This is a genomic window from Rossellomorea aquimaris, from assembly GCF_003315075.1.
Taxonomy (GTDB): Bacteria; Bacillota; Bacilli; order Bacillales; family Bacillaceae_B; genus Rossellomorea; species Rossellomorea aquimaris_C.
On the sequence record NZ_QNRJ01000004.1, the window covers coordinates 140668 to 161856 of the forward strand.

The 21189-nt window shown below is 41.9% G+C and carries 25 protein-coding genes and 1 riboswitch; of the genes, 8 read left to right on the forward strand and 17 right to left on the reverse strand.

The genetic code is table 11. From position 1 onward, the window contains the following. Window positions 1-15: 15 nt before the first annotated feature. A complete protein-coding gene (locus DET59_RS07115) occupies window positions 16-1083 on the forward strand; it encodes an NAD(P)/FAD-dependent oxidoreductase (protein ID WP_113968976.1) in 1068 nt (355 codons plus the stop codon). A gap of 82 nt (window positions 1084-1165) precedes the next feature. Here DET59_RS07115 and DET59_RS07120 read toward each other — a convergent pair whose 3' ends face one another. Beyond that, the gene (locus DET59_RS07120; RefSeq protein WP_113968978.1) at window positions 1166-1492 is read right to left on the reverse strand and encodes a YuzD family protein; all 327 of its coding nucleotides are present in this window, start codon (window positions 1490-1492) and stop codon (window positions 1166-1168) included. Between the two features lie 200 nt (window positions 1493-1692). Here DET59_RS07120 and DET59_RS07125 point away from each other — a divergent pair, with 200 nt between their 5' ends. Then, complete coding sequence (locus tag DET59_RS07125) at window positions 1693-1929, forward strand: NifU family protein (protein ID WP_034763763.1); 237 nt, start codon at window positions 1693-1695, stop codon at window positions 1927-1929. 48 nt (window positions 1930-1977) lie between these two features. Here DET59_RS07125 and DET59_RS07130 read toward each other — a convergent pair whose 3' ends face one another. Beyond that, the gene (locus DET59_RS07130; RefSeq protein WP_113968979.1) at window positions 1978-2940 is read right to left on the reverse strand and encodes a 2-hydroxyacid dehydrogenase; all 963 of its coding nucleotides are present in this window, start codon (window positions 2938-2940) and stop codon (window positions 1978-1980) included. 90 nt (window positions 2941-3030) lie between these two features. Continuing rightward, a complete protein-coding gene (gene yutH / locus DET59_RS07135) occupies window positions 3031-4032 on the reverse strand; it encodes a spore coat putative kinase YutH (RefSeq protein WP_113968981.1) in 1002 nt (333 codons plus the stop codon). 282 nt (window positions 4033-4314) lie between these two features. Here yutH and DET59_RS07140 point away from each other — a divergent pair, with 282 nt between their 5' ends. Beyond that, window positions 4315-4815, forward strand: coding sequence for a phosphatidylglycerophosphatase A family protein (locus tag DET59_RS07140; RefSeq protein ID WP_113968983.1), 501 nt, complete (start codon window positions 4315-4317; stop codon window positions 4813-4815). Window positions 4816-5132: 317 nt separating this feature from the next. After that, a complete protein-coding gene (gene sda / locus DET59_RS07145; RefSeq protein WP_113969158.1) occupies window positions 5133-5255 on the forward strand; it encodes a sporulation histidine kinase inhibitor Sda in 123 nt (40 codons plus the stop codon). Here the strand turns inward: sda and DET59_RS07150 are convergent. The 3 genes from DET59_RS07150 to DET59_RS07160 all read right to left on the reverse strand — a co-directional run bounded on the left by DET59_RS07150 (window position 5252) and on the right by DET59_RS07160 (window position 7415). Then, window positions 5252-5503: a helix-turn-helix domain-containing protein gene (locus DET59_RS07150; protein ID WP_113968985.1), complete on the reverse strand. Its 252-nt coding sequence runs from the start codon at window positions 5501-5503 to the stop codon at window positions 5252-5254. The genes sda and DET59_RS07150 overlap by 4 nt on opposite strands. Window positions 5504-6086: 583 nt before the next feature. Beyond that, window positions 6087-6851 carry a TIGR01457 family HAD-type hydrolase gene (locus tag DET59_RS07155; protein ID WP_113968987.1) on the reverse strand — a complete coding sequence of 255 codons (765 nt, stop codon included), beginning with the start codon at window positions 6849-6851 and terminating at the stop codon, window positions 6087-6089. A gap of 126 nt (window positions 6852-6977) precedes the next feature. Further along, window positions 6978-7415 (reverse strand): DUF86 domain-containing protein, encoded by a 438-nt coding sequence (locus DET59_RS07160; protein ID WP_113968989.1) that lies wholly within the window; start codon window positions 7413-7415, stop codon window positions 6978-6980. A gap of 134 nt (window positions 7416-7549) precedes the next feature. Between DET59_RS07160 and DET59_RS07165 the strand changes: the two genes are divergently transcribed. Together DET59_RS07165 and DET59_RS07170 are read left to right on the forward strand one after the other, a co-directional pair. Then, the gene (locus tag DET59_RS07165) at window positions 7550-7819 is read left to right on the forward strand and encodes a DUF3055 domain-containing protein (protein WP_113968991.1); all 270 of its coding nucleotides are present in this window, start codon (window positions 7550-7552) and stop codon (window positions 7817-7819) included. Between the two features lie 76 nt (window positions 7820-7895). Then, the gene (locus tag DET59_RS07170; RefSeq protein WP_113968993.1) at window positions 7896-8198 is read left to right on the forward strand and encodes a cytosolic protein; all 303 of its coding nucleotides are present in this window, start codon (window positions 7896-7898) and stop codon (window positions 8196-8198) included. A 45-nt stretch (window positions 8199-8243) separates the two neighbouring features. Here DET59_RS07170 and DET59_RS07175 read toward each other — a convergent pair whose 3' ends face one another. Then, entirely contained in the window at window positions 8244-8519 is a 276-nt protein-coding gene (locus DET59_RS07175) for a YutD family protein (RefSeq protein ID WP_113968994.1), read from the reverse strand. Between the two features lie 111 nt (window positions 8520-8630). Here DET59_RS07175 and DET59_RS07180 point away from each other — a divergent pair, with 111 nt between their 5' ends. Next, the gene (locus DET59_RS07180) at window positions 8631-9350 is read left to right on the forward strand and encodes a YhcN/YlaJ family sporulation lipoprotein (RefSeq protein WP_397540924.1); all 720 of its coding nucleotides are present in this window, start codon (window positions 8631-8633) and stop codon (window positions 9348-9350) included. Window positions 9351-9434: 84 nt separating this feature from the next. On the opposite strand, the gene lipA is transcribed toward DET59_RS07180, so the two are convergent. Next, entirely contained in the window at window positions 9435-10352 is a 918-nt protein-coding gene (gene lipA / locus DET59_RS07185) for a lipoyl synthase (RefSeq protein ID WP_113968998.1), read from the reverse strand. 268 nt (window positions 10353-10620) lie between these two features. On the opposite strand from lipA, the gene DET59_RS07190 reads away from it, so the two are divergent. After that, entirely contained in the window at window positions 10621-11580 is a 960-nt protein-coding gene (locus DET59_RS07190) for a M23 family metallopeptidase (RefSeq protein ID WP_113969159.1), read from the forward strand. Window positions 11581-11627: 47 nt separating this feature from the next. Here DET59_RS07190 and DET59_RS07195 read toward each other — a convergent pair whose 3' ends face one another. The 9 genes from DET59_RS07195 to DET59_RS07235 form a co-directional block, all read right to left on the reverse strand. Continuing rightward, window positions 11628-11735, reverse strand: a complete 108-nt coding sequence (locus tag DET59_RS07195) for a methionine/alanine import family NSS transporter small subunit (protein ID WP_113969000.1) — start codon at window positions 11733-11735, stop codon at window positions 11628-11630. A gap of 1 nt (window position 11736) precedes the next feature. After that, window positions 11737-13263 (reverse strand): sodium-dependent transporter, encoded by a 1527-nt coding sequence (locus DET59_RS07200; RefSeq protein ID WP_113969002.1) that lies wholly within the window; start codon window positions 13261-13263, stop codon window positions 11737-11739. 321 nt (window positions 13264-13584) lie between these two features. After that, entirely contained in the window at window positions 13585-15150 is a 1566-nt protein-coding gene (locus tag DET59_RS07205) for a Na+/H+ antiporter NhaC family protein (protein ID WP_113969004.1), read from the reverse strand. A gap of 115 nt (window positions 15151-15265) precedes the next feature. Further along, window positions 15266-15448: riboswitch (Lysine riboswitch) on the reverse strand. Between the two features lie 79 nt (window positions 15449-15527). Beyond that, window positions 15528-16292: a sporulation protein YunB gene (gene yunB / locus DET59_RS07210; protein WP_113969006.1), complete on the reverse strand. Its 765-nt coding sequence runs from the start codon at window positions 16290-16292 to the stop codon at window positions 15528-15530. 59 nt (window positions 16293-16351) lie between these two features. Then, window positions 16352-17464, reverse strand: a complete 1113-nt coding sequence (locus DET59_RS07215; RefSeq protein WP_113969008.1) for an HD-GYP domain-containing protein — start codon at window positions 17462-17464, stop codon at window positions 16352-16354. 193 nt (window positions 17465-17657) lie between these two features. Further along, complete coding sequence (locus DET59_RS07220) at window positions 17658-17960, reverse strand: YunC family protein (protein ID WP_113969009.1); 303 nt, start codon at window positions 17958-17960, stop codon at window positions 17658-17660. A 56-nt stretch (window positions 17961-18016) separates the two neighbouring features. Next, window positions 18017-19369, reverse strand: a complete 1353-nt coding sequence (locus tag DET59_RS07225) for a bifunctional metallophosphatase/5'-nucleotidase (RefSeq protein ID WP_113969011.1) — start codon at window positions 19367-19369, stop codon at window positions 18017-18019. A 27-nt stretch (window positions 19370-19396) separates the two neighbouring features. Next, window positions 19397-20221, reverse strand: a complete 825-nt coding sequence (locus DET59_RS07230; protein WP_113969013.1) for a sulfite exporter TauE/SafE family protein — start codon at window positions 20219-20221, stop codon at window positions 19397-19399. Between the two features lie 21 nt (window positions 20222-20242). Continuing rightward, a complete protein-coding gene (locus DET59_RS07235) occupies window positions 20243-21085 on the reverse strand; it encodes a DUF72 domain-containing protein (RefSeq protein ID WP_113969015.1) in 843 nt (280 codons plus the stop codon). Window positions 21086-21189: the final 104 nt, after the last annotated feature.

Consider the following 21189-nt stretch of genomic DNA (forward strand, 5'->3'; position numbering starts at 1 on the left):
AAGGGGAAATTTTTCATGAAACAATTAGTGCTGCTTGGCGGAGGATATGGGAATATGCGCGTCCTTCTTCGCTTATTACCCAACCAATTACCTGAAGATGTATCGATTACCCTGATTGATCGAAATCCTTACCACTGTCTTAAGACGGAATACTATGCTTTAGCCGCTGGTACGATTTCAGATCAACATGTACGCGTATCATTCCCGGAACATGCCCGTTTATCCTATGTGTACGGAGATATCTCCGGAGTGGACATGGAAAATAAACTCGTAAAGATGAAAGATCAAGATCCCGTTCCTTATGACGACCTTGTGGTTGGACTCGGTTGCGAGGATAAATATCATAATGTTCCTGGTGCTGACGAACATACTTACTCCATTCAAACAATAGAAAGATCCCGTAAGACATACCAAACCTTATGTAATCTTCCAGCTGGTTCGATCGTTGGTATCGTTGGAGCTGGTCTAAGCGGGATCGAGCTTGCGAGTGAGCTTCGCGAAAGCCGTTCTGATCTGAAAATTAAATTATTCGATCGCGGTCCCCGTATTCTCAACGCCTTCCCTGAGCGTCTAAGCTCTTATGTTCACGGGTGGTTCGACGAGAATGACGTAGACATCGTCAATGGCTCGAATATTACAAAAGTGGAACCAAACACCCTTCATAACCACGAAGAACAGATTTTCTGCGATGCCATCGTTTGGACGGCAGGTATACAGCCAAGCAAGGTCGTCCGTGATATGGATGTTGAAAAAGATGCAAGCGGTCGCGTCATTCTGACAAAGTATCATAACCTGCCTCAAGATGAGAATGTGTACGTGGTCGGTGACTGCGCAAGCCTTCCTCAAGCTCCAAGTGCCCAGCTTGCTGAGGGACAAGCTGAACAAATCGTGACCGTTCTACTTAAGCGTTGGAAAAACGAGGAACTCCCTGCAGAATTACCTAAAATCAAACTAAAAGGAATTCTCGGTTCACTCGGAAAGAAACATGGTTTCGGCCTGGTAAACGAGCGCTCCATCACAGGCCGTGTCGCTCGATTGTTGAAATCCGGTGTGTTGTGGATGTATAAATATCATAATGGATGATGAAAAAAGAACCGCGATGCGCGCGGTTCTTTTTTTCATGCAGCTCTAATGATCCATACATAAGGCTAACCTTCCCCACGAACTAAACCGCTTTATACCCATACTTTTCAAGCTCAGAGTAAATCGTTTTTAAACGGGGATTCCCTTCACCGACAATATTCCCTTCTAACAGGACAATTGGATAGAACATATCTTCTTCAATCACTCTTGAAGCAAACTGCTTTACGGCTTCATCTTCAGGAGGATTGTGAATATCTACATATTTAATCACGAAGGGCTGGTTTGGGTACTTCCGACTGACTGCAGCCTCAAGCCATTCGTACGTTTCTTTCGCTGACGGTAAGTTCACGCAGCTTGGACAAAGTATTTCTGCCCCATATACGTAAAGCTCAACAGGTTTTCTCTCCATATCACTCTCTCCCCTTTGTTTCCCTCTCTTGTTTATTTTACAAAAAAAGCAGCAGGGTTGGAACGATTATATGTGAAATTCTGTACTGGAAATTGCATTTAGAACATTTTCCAAAAAAGAAATTCCCAATAGTTTGCAGGTTGATAGATTTTTTGTGAATATGTCATTATAATAGAGAGTAAGGAAAGGAGTAGATAATTATGGCTGAAAACGAAATGATTGCACCAGTTCAGGAAGTATTAGATAAATTACGTCCGTTCCTACTTCGCGATGGTGGAGACTGTGAACTAGTGGACGTTGAAGACGGAATCGTTAAATTACGCCTTCTAGGTGCTTGTGGAAGCTGCCCAAGTTCAACGATCACGCTAAAAGCAGGAATCGAACGCGCTTTAGTGGAAGAAGTTCCAGGTATCGTTGAAGTAGAGCAAGTATTCTAATTCCATTCACGTTAAAGCCTAAATCCTTAATCGGATTTAGGCTTTTTTTCATTGCACTTCCGTCTTCGGTTGATCTCCTTTTAAAACTGCCTGAATATTCTCCACGCATAAGGTCATCATTTCATAACGCGTTTCTTTCGAGGAACTTCCGATATGGGGGATAGCGACAACTTGATCAAAGGCAAGAAGGGGATGATCGGCATCAATCGGCTCTGCTTCGAATACATCCAATCCAGCACCTGCAATGTCACCCCTCTTTAATGCTTTTTCTAATGCCTCTTCATTTACAATCGCTCCACGGGCTGCATTGATGAAAATCCCGGTTTTTTTCATCATGGTGAATTGTTCTTCCTGGAACATGCCTTTTGTTCCCGCGTTAAGTGGAGCAAGCACAACCACGAAATCAGACTGTATCAGGAGGTCTTCAAAGGTTACATATTGAACACCAAGGGCTCTTTCCGCTTCATGCTTCCTGGAACGATTATGATAAAGAACATTCATATTGAACCCCTTGGCTCTTCTGGCTACCGCTTCGCCAATACTTCCCATCCCGACGATTCCAATGATTTTGTGATGAATATCCATGCCGGAAAGGAGAAGTGGTGACCAGCTCTTCCACTTTCCTTCTTTAATATAACGATCTGCTTCAACGATTCTTCTTGACGTCGCCATTAACAGAGCAAAGGTTAAGTCGGCCGTAGTTTCCGTTAGGACATCCGGCGTGTTGCAAATGGTTATCCCTAATTCTTTAGCCGCTTCAAGATCTATATTGTCATAGCCCACCGCAAGATTGGCCACGACCTTCAAAGAAGGAGCGTTCTGTAACAGCTGTTTGTCTATCCGGTCCGACAGCATCGTAAGTAAAGCAGTGGAGCTCTCGGCTTTATGGAGAAGAATATCCCTTGGCACAGGGACATCCCCATGTTCCCACATGTCGACTTCAAACTCGCTTTGAAATGGTGCAATCACTGATTCAGGCAATTTTCTCGTAATGTATATGGATGGCTTCATATGTATCCCCTACCTTCCCTTCACTTTCCTCCAGTTTAGCATAAAAGTGAAGGGATACAGGGGGTTAAAGATTGCGAAGACATTGCTCGTTTAGAGCCATGCAACAAGGGGAATTCCCCATTTTTTCACCGGAACCTCGGACATATGATAAAAGTCAGACAGAAAGGCCTCATATTGATGAGAATTTCTCAGATAGTTCTCCAGCTTCTCTTCCACTATCTTCTTCTTCTGCTCAGATTCCGAAATATAATATTCCTCAATGCATTCGAAATAATGAAGGGGAAACAAAAGCCGTGAATACAGCAGTCTCCATGAGAAAGGTGAAAGTGGGGTGATGGATTCATACTCTCTCATAAATTCCTGAAGCTCGGGGTGAAACGTTTGGCTTCGCATGAAATATCTTTCCCTTACCCACTCCGCTATGTCCCGGCTGCAGTGATCAAACACCCACTGAAAAGGAAAATGAATGCATACCTCAGTCCCCCATGTGGATTGAAGAAAACGTTCATGGCAAATCGTGCCTGCATCCTCTTGCTTCGGGTCCTCATCAAGCTCCGTATCCACCAAGTACTGAATGGCGTTCTCCGACAAAGCACTGTAATAAGGATAGCTCTCAACAAAACGACGCTCAAACTCATCAGCAGGCTGATCCTGGATAACCTGATAGTACGCTTTCTCTAACTGGCCAAGCCGCTTTTCCCACAGACTCTTCCACTGTCCCATACGGTTTATTTTCTCCACCTTTTCTTCAAAGGTCCGTCCCCTGAAATGGAATTTGCTTAACTTTCTTCCCTGCTTATTATCAGGGGGGGATTGGATGCTTTCATTTCGCAGTACCACAAAGTCTTTATCTTTTTCGACAATAAGAAATCTTCCTTCGTTGTTAGGGACGAAGGTTGAAACATGCCGATCTCCCTGACTTTTTAGGTGCTCTGCCAATTTGTAGAGTTCCACCAAGGTTTCTTGTTCCATATTCGTTACGCCGACAATACTATATACTAACCCCCCAACCATATATCGATTCATCATTCCATCAAAGAATGCCCGCTCTGGATGCAATCCAAAATGATTGATTAATATTTCTTGAGACATGTTGATCTCTCCTATCTAAAGTGACCGTCTTTTTTTTTCGCAGGGTGATCTGTGGCAAAGAAGTTCTTTTTCATATTGTCATCTTCCTTCGTATTAAAGGACACACTTTATATGAATATAACCTTTAAAGACATTTATGAATATCTGAAACTGGAGATGGGCAAGAATGAGAGTAGAAGCTATTATTATGTCTATTTTTTAAATAGGAATCATATGTGTAAAACAAGGCTTCGTCTAATCGAAATAGGGGTTTTATAATCTTTCAAAGAAAAGGTGAATAGGATGAAGGATAAAGAATCAATGGATTTATTAGAGAAAACGGCACGTAAATGGCTGCATGAAAGAGGAGTGGAGATTGAAGATATCGCTCAATTGGTCATGTACCTTCAACAAAAATATCATCCTGATCTTGAACTAAAGGAATGTGTCTATAATGTTGAACGTGTGTTAACGAAGCGGGAAGTACAGAATGCAATACTGACAGGTATTCAACTTGATATATTAGCTGAGAAAAAGATGCTAGAAGAACCGCTTCAAGCGATTATTGAAGTAGATGAAGGACTTTATGGTGTGGATGAAATCCTGGCTTTTTCGATTGTGAATGTATATGGATCGATCGGATTTACAAACTACGGATATATCGACAAGCAAAAACCCGGAATTCTGGAGAGGCTCAATGATAAGTCATCCGGTATGTGTCATACCTTTTTGGATGATATCGTCGGAGCTATTGCGGCGGCTGCTTCCAGTCGTTTGGCACACAGGGCGAAATGCGCAGAATGAGGTTGAATAAGTATCCAAATCAGACGACAGGGGTCGTCTGATTTTTTTGTGATAGAAGAAGTGAATAAATACGCTAACAAAAAAATCATACTGTATTCCCTAAATGATTACATTCCTATAAATAGATCCTTTTAACCAACTTTATTATTGCACATCGATGAATAGTTTTATATAATTACAACTATAGTTGTAATTAACGTCAATATAGTTGTAACAAGGCTTCTGCCCGAATAAACACCAAATAAAGGCTATCACTTTTATGAGATTCGAGAGAATTTCACATGCTACATACGAAGAAATAATTGAGGTGAAATCCTATCCGGCTCCTAAGTGACCAAGCCCTTATCGATGCCTATAAGAAAGCAAAACAGTTAAAACTCAGTAATGAATTTATCATTCTGATCGAACAAGAAATTAAAAAGAGAAAATTAGTTCATTAAAGAATCGTTTGATTGTAGATGTCATCGTGCTCTTCACAAGTCGGCATAATGTCTTCCCAATGGACTTCCAGGGCACATACGATGGCAAATAGTTTATTCAGGGACGGGTTCGCCTCTCCCTTTTCAATCAACGAAATGTAATTAACCGTTAATCCACATTTGTGACTTAATTCTTGTATGGTGATTTCTTTTGCTCTTCTATGGTGCCTTATTTTCTTTCCGACAAGTCCTGTAACTGTAATACTCATTACCTCACTACCCTTTTAAAAATTCTTTAGAAATGACGTGGAATGTTTCGAAAATCAATAAGAAACAGTGACTTTCATTCTTAAAGTTGTTTGCATTCGTAAAGAATAGTTAGAAATTGAAAAGGTATCAATGCTAATAGTCCCCTACTACCTTAGTTGTTTACCCTAGTTGCGTACCTTTACACTTCATTTCGTAATATTTTTCAAGAAAAATCTTTATATTCTTATTGTTTTTTCAAATCCTGTCTTCCTGGTCCTTCTGAGTACTCAAATATGTGTGATGGAAAAATTAGTTAGAGGAAAAACCACATAATTCTTTAGGAGTATAATTTTCGTTCCTGCTATTATTTATACTCACTCACTATCTATAGAGGCATAGACAGTTAAAAAAGACCCTTACATAGGTCCCGCGAGTATAAATAGTATTTTGATTACTTCTTTTAACACTAGTTCTATTTTACTTATACGAACGAGGGTTGTCTATTATGAATATGTTACTAATTTAAGAAATTTTTTCTATTTGAGTACTCAGAAGGGTTTAGAGGAAGTGGAGGCTGTAAATACTGCCCCCACTTTTTTATTGTTATAGATCCCATTCATCTAACGTTTCAATTGTATAGGTTGGCTGAATAGACTTCGAACTCAAAGCTTCTTTGGTTGTTACACCTGTATGAACAAGCAGTGTATCAAGTCCGGCGTTTATCCCGGCCAAAATGTCTGTATCATAATTATCCCCAACCATTAACGTATCTTCCTTGGGCACACCTAATACAGTTAGCGCCTGCTCCATAATGATCGATTCAGGCTTCCCTATAAAGACCGGTTCGGTTTGTGTGGAAACTGTGACAACCGACGTAAGGGAACCGTTCCCTGGAAGCAACCCTCTTTCAGTCGGAATCGCGATATCTCCATTGGTTGAAATAAAGGTAGCTCCATTCCTCACACCTAAACAAGCGAGGGATAACTTCTCATAATTAATATCACGATCAATCCCCACTACCACGAAATCAGGTTTCTCATCCTGAAGGGTGATGCCGTTCTCTTCCAGTGCTGAACGGATTCCTTCTTCACCGATGACATAAGCCGTCCCATTCGGCTTTTTCTTCGCCATATACTGAGCTGTCGCCATGGAAGTAGTAAATACCTGTTCCTTCGTCGCAGGGATATCGAATGACTGCAATTTCTCCGCAACCTGTTCCGGTCTTCTCGAAGAATTATTGGTGACAAACAGATAAGGTAATCCCTTTTCTTGTAATCGTTTAACAAAATCTCCCGCTTCTTCGATTTTCTCTTTGCCTCTATACATTGTGCCATCTAAATCAATTAAGTAACCTTTATATTCTCTCATTGTGTACCTCCATATGCTTGTGTATAGTATGTCCAAATCACCGTAGAGCCTGTGCCATTTTTGGTAAAATGTATTCCATAAATAAAACAAAACGCTCCCTATTAAGAAAGCGCTGTCAAATACTGATTAATTTTTAAAGGCAGACACAGGTCCCAATTCATTTTCAAGGTAGCTCTGAACCTGCTGGGGAAACTTCTCTAATGAGTTGAATACCTCGTTTAAAATCGTATGTAATTGCTCATGGTCGATGGCTGTATACTCTTGAACAAGAACCTTACGTTCTGCAACAAGTCTTTTAAGATCCTCACTCATCTTGTCTCCAATTACCTTTTCATCCAGAAGAATATCAATGATATCCTCATAGCTTCCCGGATCTCTCATAATGAAACCGTCGATCATACTGTTTCCTACATCGAGTATAGATTCAATAATCGTATGAGCCATTCTCTCCAAAGCTAATTTTTCTAATGTCCCGTCCCATCGATCAAGTTCACTAACAGTCTTTAACTGCTCATTCATATACAATAATATTTCCTCAATCTTTTCTCTGTCTACGAAATACATGGTGCACCCCTCTCTATGAACGATATCCTCCCCTTTATTTTAACATATATCCCTCACTGTCATACAGGTACATCCTGCATTTCTCAGCTCAGTTTGTTATGATGAGATAAGCAAAAAAAGAGGAGGACATCGTCATGAGTGAACGATTTTATTTATACGATGATACAGAAAATACAAAAACACGCTTTGTAAGTTTTATGGGTGAAAATCAGCGGTACGACTTAGCGATTACCCAAACCGATCGCTATTACGGCAAATCCTTGGTATTAGACCTTCAAGGCAGTCGATTCGCGATCGTCGGCAAGGACGACCTTGATGAACCCGGTTATGTAGAAAGTGTATTCAAGCTGACGGAGGAAGAAGCCGATGAATTGAGGGACTTCTTAGGAGAAATCATTATGTAGTCTTTCTAACAGCGCACTATTAAGAATGAAGTCCACTCCACTCTCACATACTACAAGTATGAAAGGTGGGAGATCTATGAGTAAAGAACCAAGAGACAAAGAAGAAGAAGTATATAGTGACTTTTCCAATGTTGAAACATACCGCAATTTTATCGTGCCGGAAACACTGCCAGAAGGGCCCTATGGCTCTCCCCGAGGAAAGCATACTCCCGTTGAGAACAAAAGCACTCCTTGGAAAGAAGGACAGCGATATTACAGTGCCTTCAACTATGAAAATAAATCCCTTCATCAGGATATTCCACGTCAGGAGCCTGGATCACACCCTGTTCATGCAGATCCCGATGTGAATGAAGAACCTCCATATACTGAAAATAAGTAAAATAACAAAAGGAACAAACTGGACGGTTTGTTCCTTTTTTCACCATTATTTATTAACTTTTTTCACAAGAAAATAAGCGCAGCCAAAATTACAGTATTCATACAAATAATCCTTATGCGTACTCACCTTTGTGTCAAAAGAGGCTTTTTGATTATGATCATCAAAGAATCCTTTTAAGCGGAGCTGTCCATATCCCCAATCCCCAAGGATAAAGTCGTATTTACTTAAGATGTCGCTATATCTTTCCTTAAATGCTTCCTCGTTGAATCCGTCTCTAAATTCTTCAACGATTTCGTAGCATGTATTCTGCACACAAATCATCTTGTCCACCCACTTTCATTTCCTTATCTTAAATTATAACGGATTGTCCATTAATTACTATGAAAAATTGTCATAAGAGATGGTCACCCTATCAAATAGGGGGTGTTTAACTTGAATAAATTCATTCTGGGTACAACTGTACTAAGTATTGCGCTAATCGGAACTGCTTGTGATGGAATTGACACGGCCAATGAAGAAATGTTTCACAACAATGGAAATACCATTAACGTGAATGACCGGGAGGACCTCTACAACGAAAATAGCTGGACGAAAAAAGGTGCTCACCGCGGTGAGGACTTCGGCTATGTTCGACAACAGAAAAGTCCCACAGGTGGTCAAACCATTTCCACAAAGGATATGTACAGCATCAATCGGGAACAAGTAGCCGACACCATCAGCAAAATGAGTGTCTCACTTCCAGACGTCAAGGATTGTTCCACTCTTGTCACTGACGAAGAAGTGCTGATTTCATACGTGACGGACAAAAAGGATAAAGACGGCCGCTTTGAAGTAGCCGACCAAGTAAAGAAAACAGCCATGTCGGTTATTCCCCGTTGGTACCATGTCTATGTGACCGATGACAAGAGCCTGATGCGCAATGTAGAAAACCTGGCCAAAATGGATAGCGATAGCCGTAACGCCAATACAGCCATTGATGATACCATCAACCTTATGCTGCAGGATTCTCCTCAGGGAAGAAATGTAGACACAGGTGAAAATCCAAATGGTGAGATGACATCTGAGAAATACGAAATGCAAGACGATGATGTCCACAAAATCAACAAAGACCGCCAAAAGAGAAAAGATAACACAGATAACATGGTCGATTAATTAGAAGACAGAAGCTCTTTGCTACAAAAAGGACTGACTGTTAGAGATCTTCTCCTTCAAGTCAGTCCTTTTTTATATGAAAAGTTATGCCTTTTGAACTTCTTGCTCACCGGCTGCTTGTCTTGCTTTGGCAGCTGCATTAACTTGCTCATCTGCATGGTAGGAAGAACGAACGAGGGGTCCTGCTTCACAGTGACTGAAGCCTTTTTCCATCGCTGCTTCACGCAGTTCAGCAAACTCATCCGGGTGATAATATTTCTGTACTTTCAAGTGTTTCTTAGATGGTTGCAGGTATTGACCTAATGTCACAATATCCACATGACTTGCACGCAGATCATCCATTGTTTCAAGAATTTCTTCCTTCGTTTCCCCAAGACCAACCATGATACTTGATTTTGTTGGAATTTCCGGATTTAATTCTTTTGCACGACGCAGGAATTCCAATGTGCGATCGTAAGTAGCGCGGGCACGAACTCTTGGAGTCAAGCGACGAACGGTTTCGACATTGTAGTTCATGATGTCTGGCTTTGCATCCATCAATGTCTTGATATTATCGAAAATTCCACCCATATCGGAAGGTAATACTTCTATGGAAGTGAACGGGCTCTTACGACGAATGGCACGAACCGTTTCAGCAAATACTTGCGATCCACCATCTTTCAGGTCATCACGAGCAACCGCTGTAATGACTACATGCTTCAGGTTCATTAATTGAACTGAATCAGCAACGCGTTCTGGTTCTTTCAGATCCAATTCAGTTGGCAGACCTGTTTTTACTGCGCAGAAACGGCATGCACGAGTACAAATATCTCCAAGAATCATGAATGTAGCAGTTCTTCTAGTTCCCCAACATTCATGAATATTAGGACAACGAGCCTCTTCACATACCGTATGAAGGTTGTTCTCACGCATCATTTTCTTCAAGCCCATATAGTTATCATTCGTATTCAGCTTAATTTTCAGCCAATCCGGTTTACGAATGTGTTCATCTTTCTTACTCATACCCCTCATCTCCAATCCTAAATAATTCTGACTTAGGCAAAGAGTGAAACGCTTTCTCAATCGTTCATCTTATGTAAAAAAAGCCATCATCAATATACTTCTTTTGTCACTTTATCATACTAAAAAAGTGAAAACAAGCATGTGATACCCTATTACCATTTATTGATGATTATGAATCCCGATGAACGATACAAACTAGAAGTAGGCCCCTAAAAATGGAGGGATTATTTTGTACAAACGATTGGTCTTAGCCTTTGTGGCTATCTGCATGTTGACAGGTCCTTGTCAAACCTTTGCTGCAGAGAAGCTGACAGACGAACAGATTCATACGAAAAGGATGGAGTTATTTCAGAAAAGCGCGGCTCTGACTCATATTCCCTGGTACTATCTTGCTGCTGTTGATCAGTACGAACGCAGTCTGCGGTTTGCCCGCAAAGATAGGGAAAAGTCCTCTTCCCTTATATCGATCTATATGGAGCCGGAAAAATGGGTCGGTCCCCTGAATCCTGACCGGGAAGATGACAATCCTGGAACGATCTCCCTCTTCAACGGGATAGGCCGGGATGGAGACTTCGATGGAAAAGCCAGCCTGAAGAGTGATGAAGATATACTGGCTGCTTTGACAGATTTTATATTACGATACGGAATTGACCGGGATAATTTCAAGCTTGCTCTGTGGGACTATTACAAACGTGATAAAACGGTCAGTATCATCATGGGAAATGCAAAAATCTATAAGCAATACGGTACCATCCATTTAAACCAGAAAGCCTTCCCCCTTCCCCTCAGATTCAACTACAGTTACCGAAACACCTGGGGTGATGCCCGTGGTTGGGGAGGAAGACGCATTCACGAAGGGACGGACCTCTTTGCTGATTATGGTGTACCTGTAAGAGCGACATCGTATGGAATCATCGAGATGAAAGGATGGAACCGATATGGAGGCTGGCGTATCGGCATACGTGACATTAATAATACGTATCATTATTTTGCCCACCTTAGTGGTTTCTCTAAAGATCTTCATGTAGGTCAAGTGGTGGAACCGGGAATGGTTATTGGCGGTGTTGGCAGTTCCGGATACGGACCCCCTGGGACATCTGGGAAATTCCCTCCTCATCTGCACTACGGAATGTACAAGGATAATGGTTTGACGGAATGGTCATTTGATCCTTACCCTCACTTACGCATGTGGGAACGTCAAGACAGAATCAAAAGCAAAAAACGTTAAAAAAGCAGACAATGGTTAACCCATCGTCTGCTTCATCTTTTTACTCTTTACACCTGTTTTTTGGATTTGGAAACAGCGTTAATGATACTAGCTGCTAATCCACCCCAGATGATGACCATTCCTACAATCATCATTGCAATCGCACTACCAGTCATGTTAGCCAACCTCCTTATAGCTTTCAGCTTCTGTTTTCGAATGCCAGCGTTTGAATGAGAAGGCAACACCTGCAAGAATTGCGAATCCTGCAACAAACCATCCGCTGTAAAGGATGAAGGCATCTGAGTAACCTCCATAGTTTCCAGTTTCAGTTTCAAATTCTCTTAATAAATTCATTTTGAATAATCCGAACATCATCCAGCCAAGAACGATTGGTGTAATGACGCCTAAGCATATTTTCCACCAGGCACCAAGCTGAATATCCGAAATTCCATTAGCGTGGGACTGGAAAGCACCTAACTTGCGCAGGAACCAGGCAATCACCAGTACTTCAACTAATCCGGCGAATGCTACACCAAACTGGTTGATAAAGTAATCTGCCGCATCCAGGAAGAGTAATCCACCCTGAGTGGCAAATAAGATCGAGATGATTGCAGAAAGACCTCCACCGAATAGAACGGCTTTCGTACGGGAAATTCCGAACTTTTCAGAAACCCCTGCTACATACGTCTCTGTAATCGAGATGAGTGAGGACAGCCCCGCTAACACCAGGGAAGCAAAGAACAAGAATCCGAATAAACCGTTAAGAGCCGGGAATTCGTTAATGATTTGCGGGAATACCACAAACGCCAATCCAACTCCCCCGCTTACAACTTCCTGAACCCCTACACCTTGAGATTGAGCCATGAAGCCTAAAGCAGCAAATACTCCAATACCTGCCAGCAATTCGAACCCTGAGTTACTGAAACCTGTGATAAATGCGTTATTTGTAATATCCGATTTCTTCGGAAGGTAACTGGAATACGTAATCATAATCGCGAATGCGATGGATAAACTGAAGAAAATTTGTCCGTATGCCGCTACCCAAACACCAGGGTCAGCTATTTTGCTGAAATCCGGTTTGAAGAAAGCATCTAAACCATCCAATGCTCCAGGTAATGTTAAAGCGCGAACAACAATGATTAAGAATAAAATAACTAGTGCCGGAATAAAGATCTTATTCGCTACTTCGATTCCCTTCTTTACACCTTTGAAAAGAATCCCTAATGTAATCACCCATACCAATACAAGCGGAATGAATACTCCAGGAACGATACTGCCTGTCTGACCGGGATCAACTGTCAGCTTCAAATAGTCATTGAATAAGAATGACTCTGTATCCTTCCCCCAACCTAAATTGAAAGAAAACACACTGTACGACATCGCCCATGCGATAATGACGGCATAATAGGTAGAAATGACAAATGCGATTAATACTTGCCACCAGCCAAGCCACTCTGATTTCCTATTAAGACGGAAATAAGATAGTGGTGCCGACCCACGGTACTTATGACCTAACGTAAATTCAAGCACTAATAATGGAATACCTGCTGTAAGAAGAGCGAATAAATACGGAATAAAGAATGCTCCTCCACCATTTTCATACGCTACTGCTGGAAAACGCCAAATGTTTCCCAAACCGATTGCTGATCCGACAGCAGCTAGAATAAATCCTGCTCGTGTTCCAAACTGGGCACGTTTCTCCATGTTGGTTCCCCCCTAGTTCTTTTCAACTACCATATTAAGGTATTTGAAATTTTTATATTTTCAGATTATTTATAATCTAAAGTCAGTATAGCTAGTTCCACGGCAATTGTCAAAGCTATTTTGAAGCATATAGAGAGATTTTTTCTAATCGGGACAGGTACTATTTCACTATAAGAATTTTGTCGAACCATGAAGGATTGATGATCGGAAAGGTTGAGTTGGGTTTTGAGATACCACCATGGGTTTTAATAAATGCCCTGACATCCATACGAATACATAATAAAAAACCAGAAGCCGATAAGCTCCTGGTTTTTTATTTAATTATTGGTCTGAAACAGCTGGTTTTGCTTTTTCACCAAACAGAAAAGCGAATGCGACGATTAAAACGATCACAACACCGAGACCGAACAGTGTGCTTCCAGTGAATCCTAATACAAGGTATCCAATTGAAGCAGCAACAGCTCCGATCAATGCATATGGAAGCTGTGTAAGAACGTGATCGATATGATTGCTTCCTGCTCCCGTAGAGGAAAGGATGGTTGTATCCGAAATTGGAGAACAGTGATCTCCCAATACGGATCCAGCTAATACAGCAGCCATAGCAGGAAGTAAGATACTTACATCTGTCGCTGCAGCAATTTCCCCGGCGATTGGAAGTAAGATTCCGAAAGATCCCCATGAAGTTCCCGTCGAGAATGCCATGATTCCGGCAACTAAGAACAAGATGACCGGAAGTGCCTGCATCGGTAAGTTTGATTGTTCAACCAGACCCGCAAGATACGTACCCGTTTGCAATTGATCGATCAATGTGACGATCGTCCAGGCGAAGATAAGGATGTAAACGGCTGGCAGCATGGATTTGATCCCTTCCACTACTGCTGTTCCAACGGCTTTCCCTTCGATTCCCTTCAAGCTGACTTGACGAATGAAGAAGATCAGCGCAACAAGGAGACCGAATAATCCACCATATAATAATGATTTCGTTACATCTGTATTTTCAAAAATCGGCAGGATGTCAAACGATCCGACTGCTTGATATCCTGTCCAGAGCATCATTCCAATCGTACCGATAACAAGAGCTACAATCGGCCAGACAAGATCACCTACTGATCCTTTCGAGCTGACAGGCAGATCATTCTTCAATTCTCCTGGAATCTCTTTTTCAGGATCATAAAGGGCTCCCGTTTCAAGGGCTCTTACTTCATGCTCTTTCATCTTTCCAAAGTCCAGGCCTTTAGCAGCAACCATGATGACAAGCAGGACAGCTGCCCAGACATAAAGGTTCATCGGAATCATTTGAACGAAGGCTGAAAATGCTGTGTACTCTGTGATACTGTGTGTAGCCAGAATCGAACCGATAATACCGATGATGTACGCTCCCCAACTTGAGATTGGTGAAACGACACAAATGGGTGCCGATGTCGAGTCGATGATATAGGCCAGTTTTGCACGTGAAATTTTGTGACGATCCGTAATGGGTCTCGAAACCTGTCCAACGGCAAGGGCGTTAAAATAGTCATCAATAAAAATTATGATACCTAAAACGGCTGCAAGAAGCTGCGCCCCTTTTCTCGTTTTCACACGTTTCATCGCCCATTCACCGAATGCGCGGCTACCGCCGGAAATATTCACAAATGCTGTGATGACACCAAGAATGAGTAAGAAGAAAATGATATAGACATTCCAGGTGTTGAGTGCTCCATCTGCGACAAAGATGCCTTTAAAGGCGTCCCACATAAAGCTGAATGTTTTCGTAATTGAGAAATCTGCTAACAGAAAGGCAGACGCAATGATTCCTACTCCCAGTGAGAGTAGAACCCGTCTCGTAAGTATAACCATAAGAATGGCTAAAAGGGGTGGTAATAGTGAGTAAATCGTGTTTTCCATAATGTCCTCCTCCTATTTGATAGGGGGGAACCATCGTAGCATGATAGAGGATAATAAAAAAAGGCAACGATAGAGAAGCTATCATTACCTTAGTAAGTAATTTAAGTGCTCCATCACGATCTGTAGCTCCCCATTATAGAGATTACCCTATAATGACAGTGTTATCCTTCTTCAAGATAACCCCAGCAAATACACATTCGACATGTGTATTTACTTCGGCAAAAGTTCCCTTTCATCTGTTCTCACAGTTGTCATTCTCAAACAGCTTACTCTTGAACTCTGCGCCTCTACCCCATCGGACTGATGATGTGGTGTGTTATAAAATTTTCTTTATTAATATAACAAACTATCATTCTTTTGACAACTTTTTTTCCTGACTAATTTGTGGGAATTTCAATGGATGGACTGGATTCCCCCCCACCATTGTTATAAAACTGCGGTACATCCAGGTGAACGGTACCCATGGCAACCAGGATATCCTGCTTGATGGTTTCGGTTTTCGTTGCAAATGGAATGATGATCTGGACATTGACTTCAAGCTCCACAAACACTTTCACAACGGCATTATTGATCCCGAATTGCTCTACCGTTGTTTTAATATCGGATCGGACATCTCCGATCGAATGAAAGCGAATCGGCACTTTTGGCCCAAGGTTACCGAGTAACACGTTGTTGGTCGCTTGACCAAGAGGCACCGAGTAAGTGATCCCTTTTGCTGCTTTAGACTTCCCTTCATCAATTTCCACTTCGGTAATAAATTCAAGGTTTTCTAGGTTTCCTTCTTCTGCTTCTTGAAGGTTTTGCTGAACTAAGTTGGTGATTTCTGCCTGAACCCGGTTGATGGTCTGAGTATTATATTTAAATGAAACAATGTCGCCTTCTGTATTCTTCACTTCTTCGGTTATATCCGAAATATCAAGAACATCGGCAATTTTTTTGTTTATCGCTTTATTGATAACCAACGTACCGATCCTGCTGGTTTGAGTTTCAGCATACGCAAGCAGTGTCGGTTTCAAACCTTTGTTAATGATCCACAATCCGAATCCAGTCGAAATCATAAAGAATAGAATCGTGATGACCATCACATAACGAAAAGGCAGCGGCCCTCCTCTTCGGGGTTTGTATGTTTTAAACTTTGACAAAAAAATCCCCCCTTACAAGCTATTTGTATGCAAAGTAAGAGGGGTTTAACGCAAAAAAATTATTTAATTTTGAGAGATTGGGGTTCATAATCCGGATCAAATCCGGTAATCACCTTATCTAATTCCGTACTTAAATCCATGGCATAAGGCGTTTGTATTTCCTGTCTATCTTCTTCGATGATCCGAATCACCGGTCGATCCGTTACACCTTTATTTTGATCGGTCACAATTCCTTTTCGGCCATCATTCAGCTCGACAACCATCCCATTCGGATACATGGCCACAGAAGACCTGAAGGCTTCAATCACATTTGCATCAAACAGAGTACCGCTTCCTGCATATAATACCTCCAGCGCTTGATGTGGAAGCATGGCTTTCCGGTATACACGATTTGACGTCATGGCGTCGAATACATCGGCCACCGCTATGATTTTTGCAAAGGGGTGGATATCCTCACCTTTGATCCCTCGTGGATAACCAGATCCATCAAGCCTCTCATGGTGCTGGTACGCGCAGTGAGCAATGATCAGGGACACAGAATGAAGCTGACGCAAAATCTCAAAACCGTGTTCTGAATGCTTCTTGATTTCACCGAATTCGTCTTCTGTCAGCTTCCCTGGTTTCAGAAGAATTTCCTCCGGCACGAGCATCTTTCCGATATCATGCAAAATGGCCCCCACGCCTAACTGCTCGAGCTGTTTAGTAGACAGTTTAAGTTCCAGCCCTATGGATAACGTATACAAAGTCACATTAAATGAATGGTGAAAAATATAGGAGTCGTATGTGAAAACATCCGTCAAAATGGTTAGGAGATCATGATTCGCCTTTACTTCAGACAAGACTACATCAATCACCTGCTTCAATTGCTTGGCACTATCTTCAATCATGAGCACACCAGGTGGCGCTTTCGATACGCTTAGTTGATTAAAGGCCATCTCAATATTGTTTACAGCTTGCTGTCTTACCTTACTCGAAACAGTTCCCTTTACATGGATTCCCTTCGAAAGGGAGTCTTCAATATAGACATACTGAATACTAAGCTCCTGCAATCTGAAAATCATGCGTTCTGTAATCGGAACGTTATCATGAATTAAAGCTTGACCTCTCATATTATATACGGTTGTAGCTAGAACCATGCCCGGTTTCAAAGCCCTAGTTGATATAAGCCTCATAGAATTCTCCTATGTAATTCTTTCATTTTTCGACAAAATTTCCTAGTATCTCCATTATAAAGGATAAAAACGTTCTTGCAAGGTGTATTTCCTGATATATTGTTAATTATTCATGAAAGAATATAAAGCGAATGTTGATATTCACCCAACAAAAAACCAGCGCTCTTAAAAAGGCAGCTGGTTTTTTTAACACTTATATCATTTTCAACAATGCATCCCGGCCGATCATGCCCGGTGTGATGCCGCGATTTTCTGCCTCATAGGTGATGGATTCAAGAGGGGCGGCCAGGAGCTGGTCGATTGTTTTTACACCGACGGCTCTTCCCGCAATGATCCCTCTGTCTTTCAACTTCTCATTTAGTAACGCTACGTCCAGTGCTCCACACATTATATATCCTATATCACTCGTCACAACGAGGAGATTGGTCTTGGGCAGTTCAACAGAAATCGCTAAAAAGGTATGTCCCTGAATGGTAATCGGAGATACATTCATCATGTTTCATCGCTCCTTTCCCTCATATGTATGACGTGAGGATGGAAACGGTGATACATTTACTGCTTTAATTTCCACTGGAGGATATCCCGTAAAAACTCAGGCATAAAGTATTTTTTCCCGAGCCTTTGAAGGTCTGGAAAGAAGTGGCCAAACGTGAACATATCAGGTAAGGCAAGCTTGTATATCTTCTGTGGATCAATCGGGTTGTGATCGATTAAGATTTCATGACCTTTGAATTGAATATTCGTATACACAAACCGGCCCATCACCTTGCCTCTGAACCCTAATCCCTTTACTTGAAGGTGCGGCCATTCCTCATTAAATGTTTGTTTAATGATTTCCTTCAGCTCTGCCCCTTTCATCTCGATGAGACATGGATTGATGGGATGAGGCAAAATCCGGTGCAGATCCTGTTTCGTCACTGTCCCCTCACTCAATCCATCAATGAGTAAGCCTGAATTGAGGAAGGCACAATCAGCCTCGCACCATTCAGCAAGGGCATCACACAACACATTCGGAAGTGTCGAAGGATTAAACCAATCCACTGGCAGAGGCTTGGCAAGCTCGGTTACTTCCTCCCCTAACAATTCCTCTCCTTCTCGATACCACTCGAGATTTTCCTGCTCTTCCTTTTCGACAAAGGGAAGTTCCTGCTGTTCATAAAGTTGTGCTTTTTTGCCGACAATCTTTTTATTGGCCGTGTCTACCTCAATCATCATATGACCGACATAATGACCATATTTTCCTGCTGCGCCCAGCATGGTCCCCTTAATTTCTTTTCCTTGATGCAAAACATGATGGGTATGTGCTCCAAGGATAACGTCCACTCCGGGAAATCTCTCTGCAATCAGCTCATCATCCCGAATCCCCAGATGGGAAAGAAGAATCACCATATCCACCTGCGGGTGAAGCTCTTGAACCAATTTCTCAAGCTCCTCCACCGGAGATGTAATATTCCAGCCGAGGGCTTTATAAAAAGGTTTGAAATAAGCTGTCAATCCGATGACACCAATCTTCATGCCACTATTCGTTTGATAAATATGATGGGTTTTGACCCAGCTTGGCAGCTGCGACGACCGATCGAATAGATTGCCTACAATCACGTGAAAATCTGCATCTTCATAGAGACTGTTTAAATCTTCATAGTCCAGTGTAATTCCTTCATTGTTCCCAATCGTTACAGCATCAAAGCCGACTTCATTTAGAAAATCGACATTTCCTTTTCCTAAGGTCGCTTCACTTAGTGGATGCCAGCGGTCTACATGATCTCCGATATCAAATAGATAAACAGGCTCCCCTTCGTCCAGATGCCATTGTTTTCTCATCTTCAAAAAATCCCGAATCCTTGACCAATGCTCAAAATGACTGTGAAGGTCGTTTGTATGATAAATATGAATGGTTTCTCTCACTATTTGCTCACTCCTATTGGAGGTATGTTATCCTGTAATACCTTGGTAAATCAATCGAATTCCAATTAAAATCAATATAATCCGTAAAACACTCACTAAGACTTTTGATTCAAGCTTCGTATTCAAATAGGCCCCAAACTTCGCCCCTATCCAGGCGCCTGGAATGAGTGCCAGTGCATACAGCCACTTGACATTGCCAAACATGACATGCGTTCCCGAGCTGACCAAAGCCGATAGAAAAATCATGAACATGGAGGTGGCGACGGCTACATGAGGCGGAAAAAGAAAAATCAAGATCATCGCAGGTACCATTAATGATCCACCGCCGATGCCAAATAAACCAGATGTAAATCCAACTGCAAAGGCAATTGCCGCTCCTAATACAGGAGGATATCCATATCGGAAGGTGTTTCCGCCAGGATCGGTAAATTCCCGTTGAAAAGAGGCATCCTTGAATTTCTCAATAGGCTTCAACTTGTTTCTTACCATGAGTACAATGGCAATCAGAATCATAAAAATACCAAAATATAAATTAAAGCTTTCCATGTTCAATCCCTTGTTTACCCATGCTCCAAGTATTGAACCCGGCCCGCTGCCGGCAAAGAAAATCAGGCCGCTTTTATAATCAACGGTCTTATGCTTTAAATAAGCCAGGGTGGATGATAACCCTGTGAAAATCATAATGACCAATGATGTTCCTACAGCTGTCTGAGGATTCATTCCCTCAATCAAGCTTGTATATGCGCCGAAATAGATTAGGGCAGGAACAATGATGACTCCTCCGCCCAGTCCTACAAGGGAACCTATCGCTCCTGCTAGTAGTCCGATTGATAGAAGAACGATCCATTCCATCTGTCTTTCATCTCCTGTCAGCTAAAATAAATCCAGTTGCTTTGGTGCAAGTCCACTATATTCAAGACCTAATAATTCAATGAGCTCTTTCGCGTTATCAGCGGCATCTCCACCAGAATTATTATTGAAAAGAATATAGAGATCTTCAGAGGTTTCGTGCAACTGATGAATATGCGGAATCCACTCCTCAAGCTCTGCTCGATTATAGCGATATAAATAACGAACCTCCCGCCAGTCTTCCCCATTCGGTTTATTCCAGCCATACAGATTCCTGCCGTGAAACCGAATAAGAGTCGCATCTTTATGAGTGGTTTCCAACACCCGCGGTACAGATCCTTCTCCTGCCTGAGGTTCATCGCAAATGCTATGGATCCACCCTTCCTTTTTCATAAACGTTAACGTCTTATCCCGGAACTCCGGTCTGAACCAGCTTTGATTCCGAAACTCCAACGATAGTGGAAATCCCTTTAGCTGCTCCCGGCAGTACCGGATATAGTCAACATGCTCCTTTTTACAATCGTACCAAGGGGGAAATTGAAGCAGAACCATCGCTAATTTACCTGCATCTTCGTACGGAGCAAGGGATTCCTTAAAGGCATTGAACATTTCTTCCTTTGTATCAAAAGGGATCTCTCCCCGCTGATGTCCCGTCATTCCCTGATAAGCCTTTACAATAAACTTAAAGTCTTCCGGTGTTTCCTTTACCCATTTTTCAGCATTTCGAAGAGGCTGGACCGCATAAAAAGTTGTGTCCACCTCGACAATCGGAAAATGCGCACCGTATTCTTTTAGTTTGTCCCTCGGGGAAACATTTTCATAAAGGGTATCATGATCTCCCCAGCCTGTTACTCCTATGTATATCATCTTCATTCACCTGCTTTATTATGAACATGTCCATTTTATCATAAGGGAAATGGAAATTCTTATGTTTGGATTCTTTGAAGGAGGATCGTGGTGATTATTGGAAC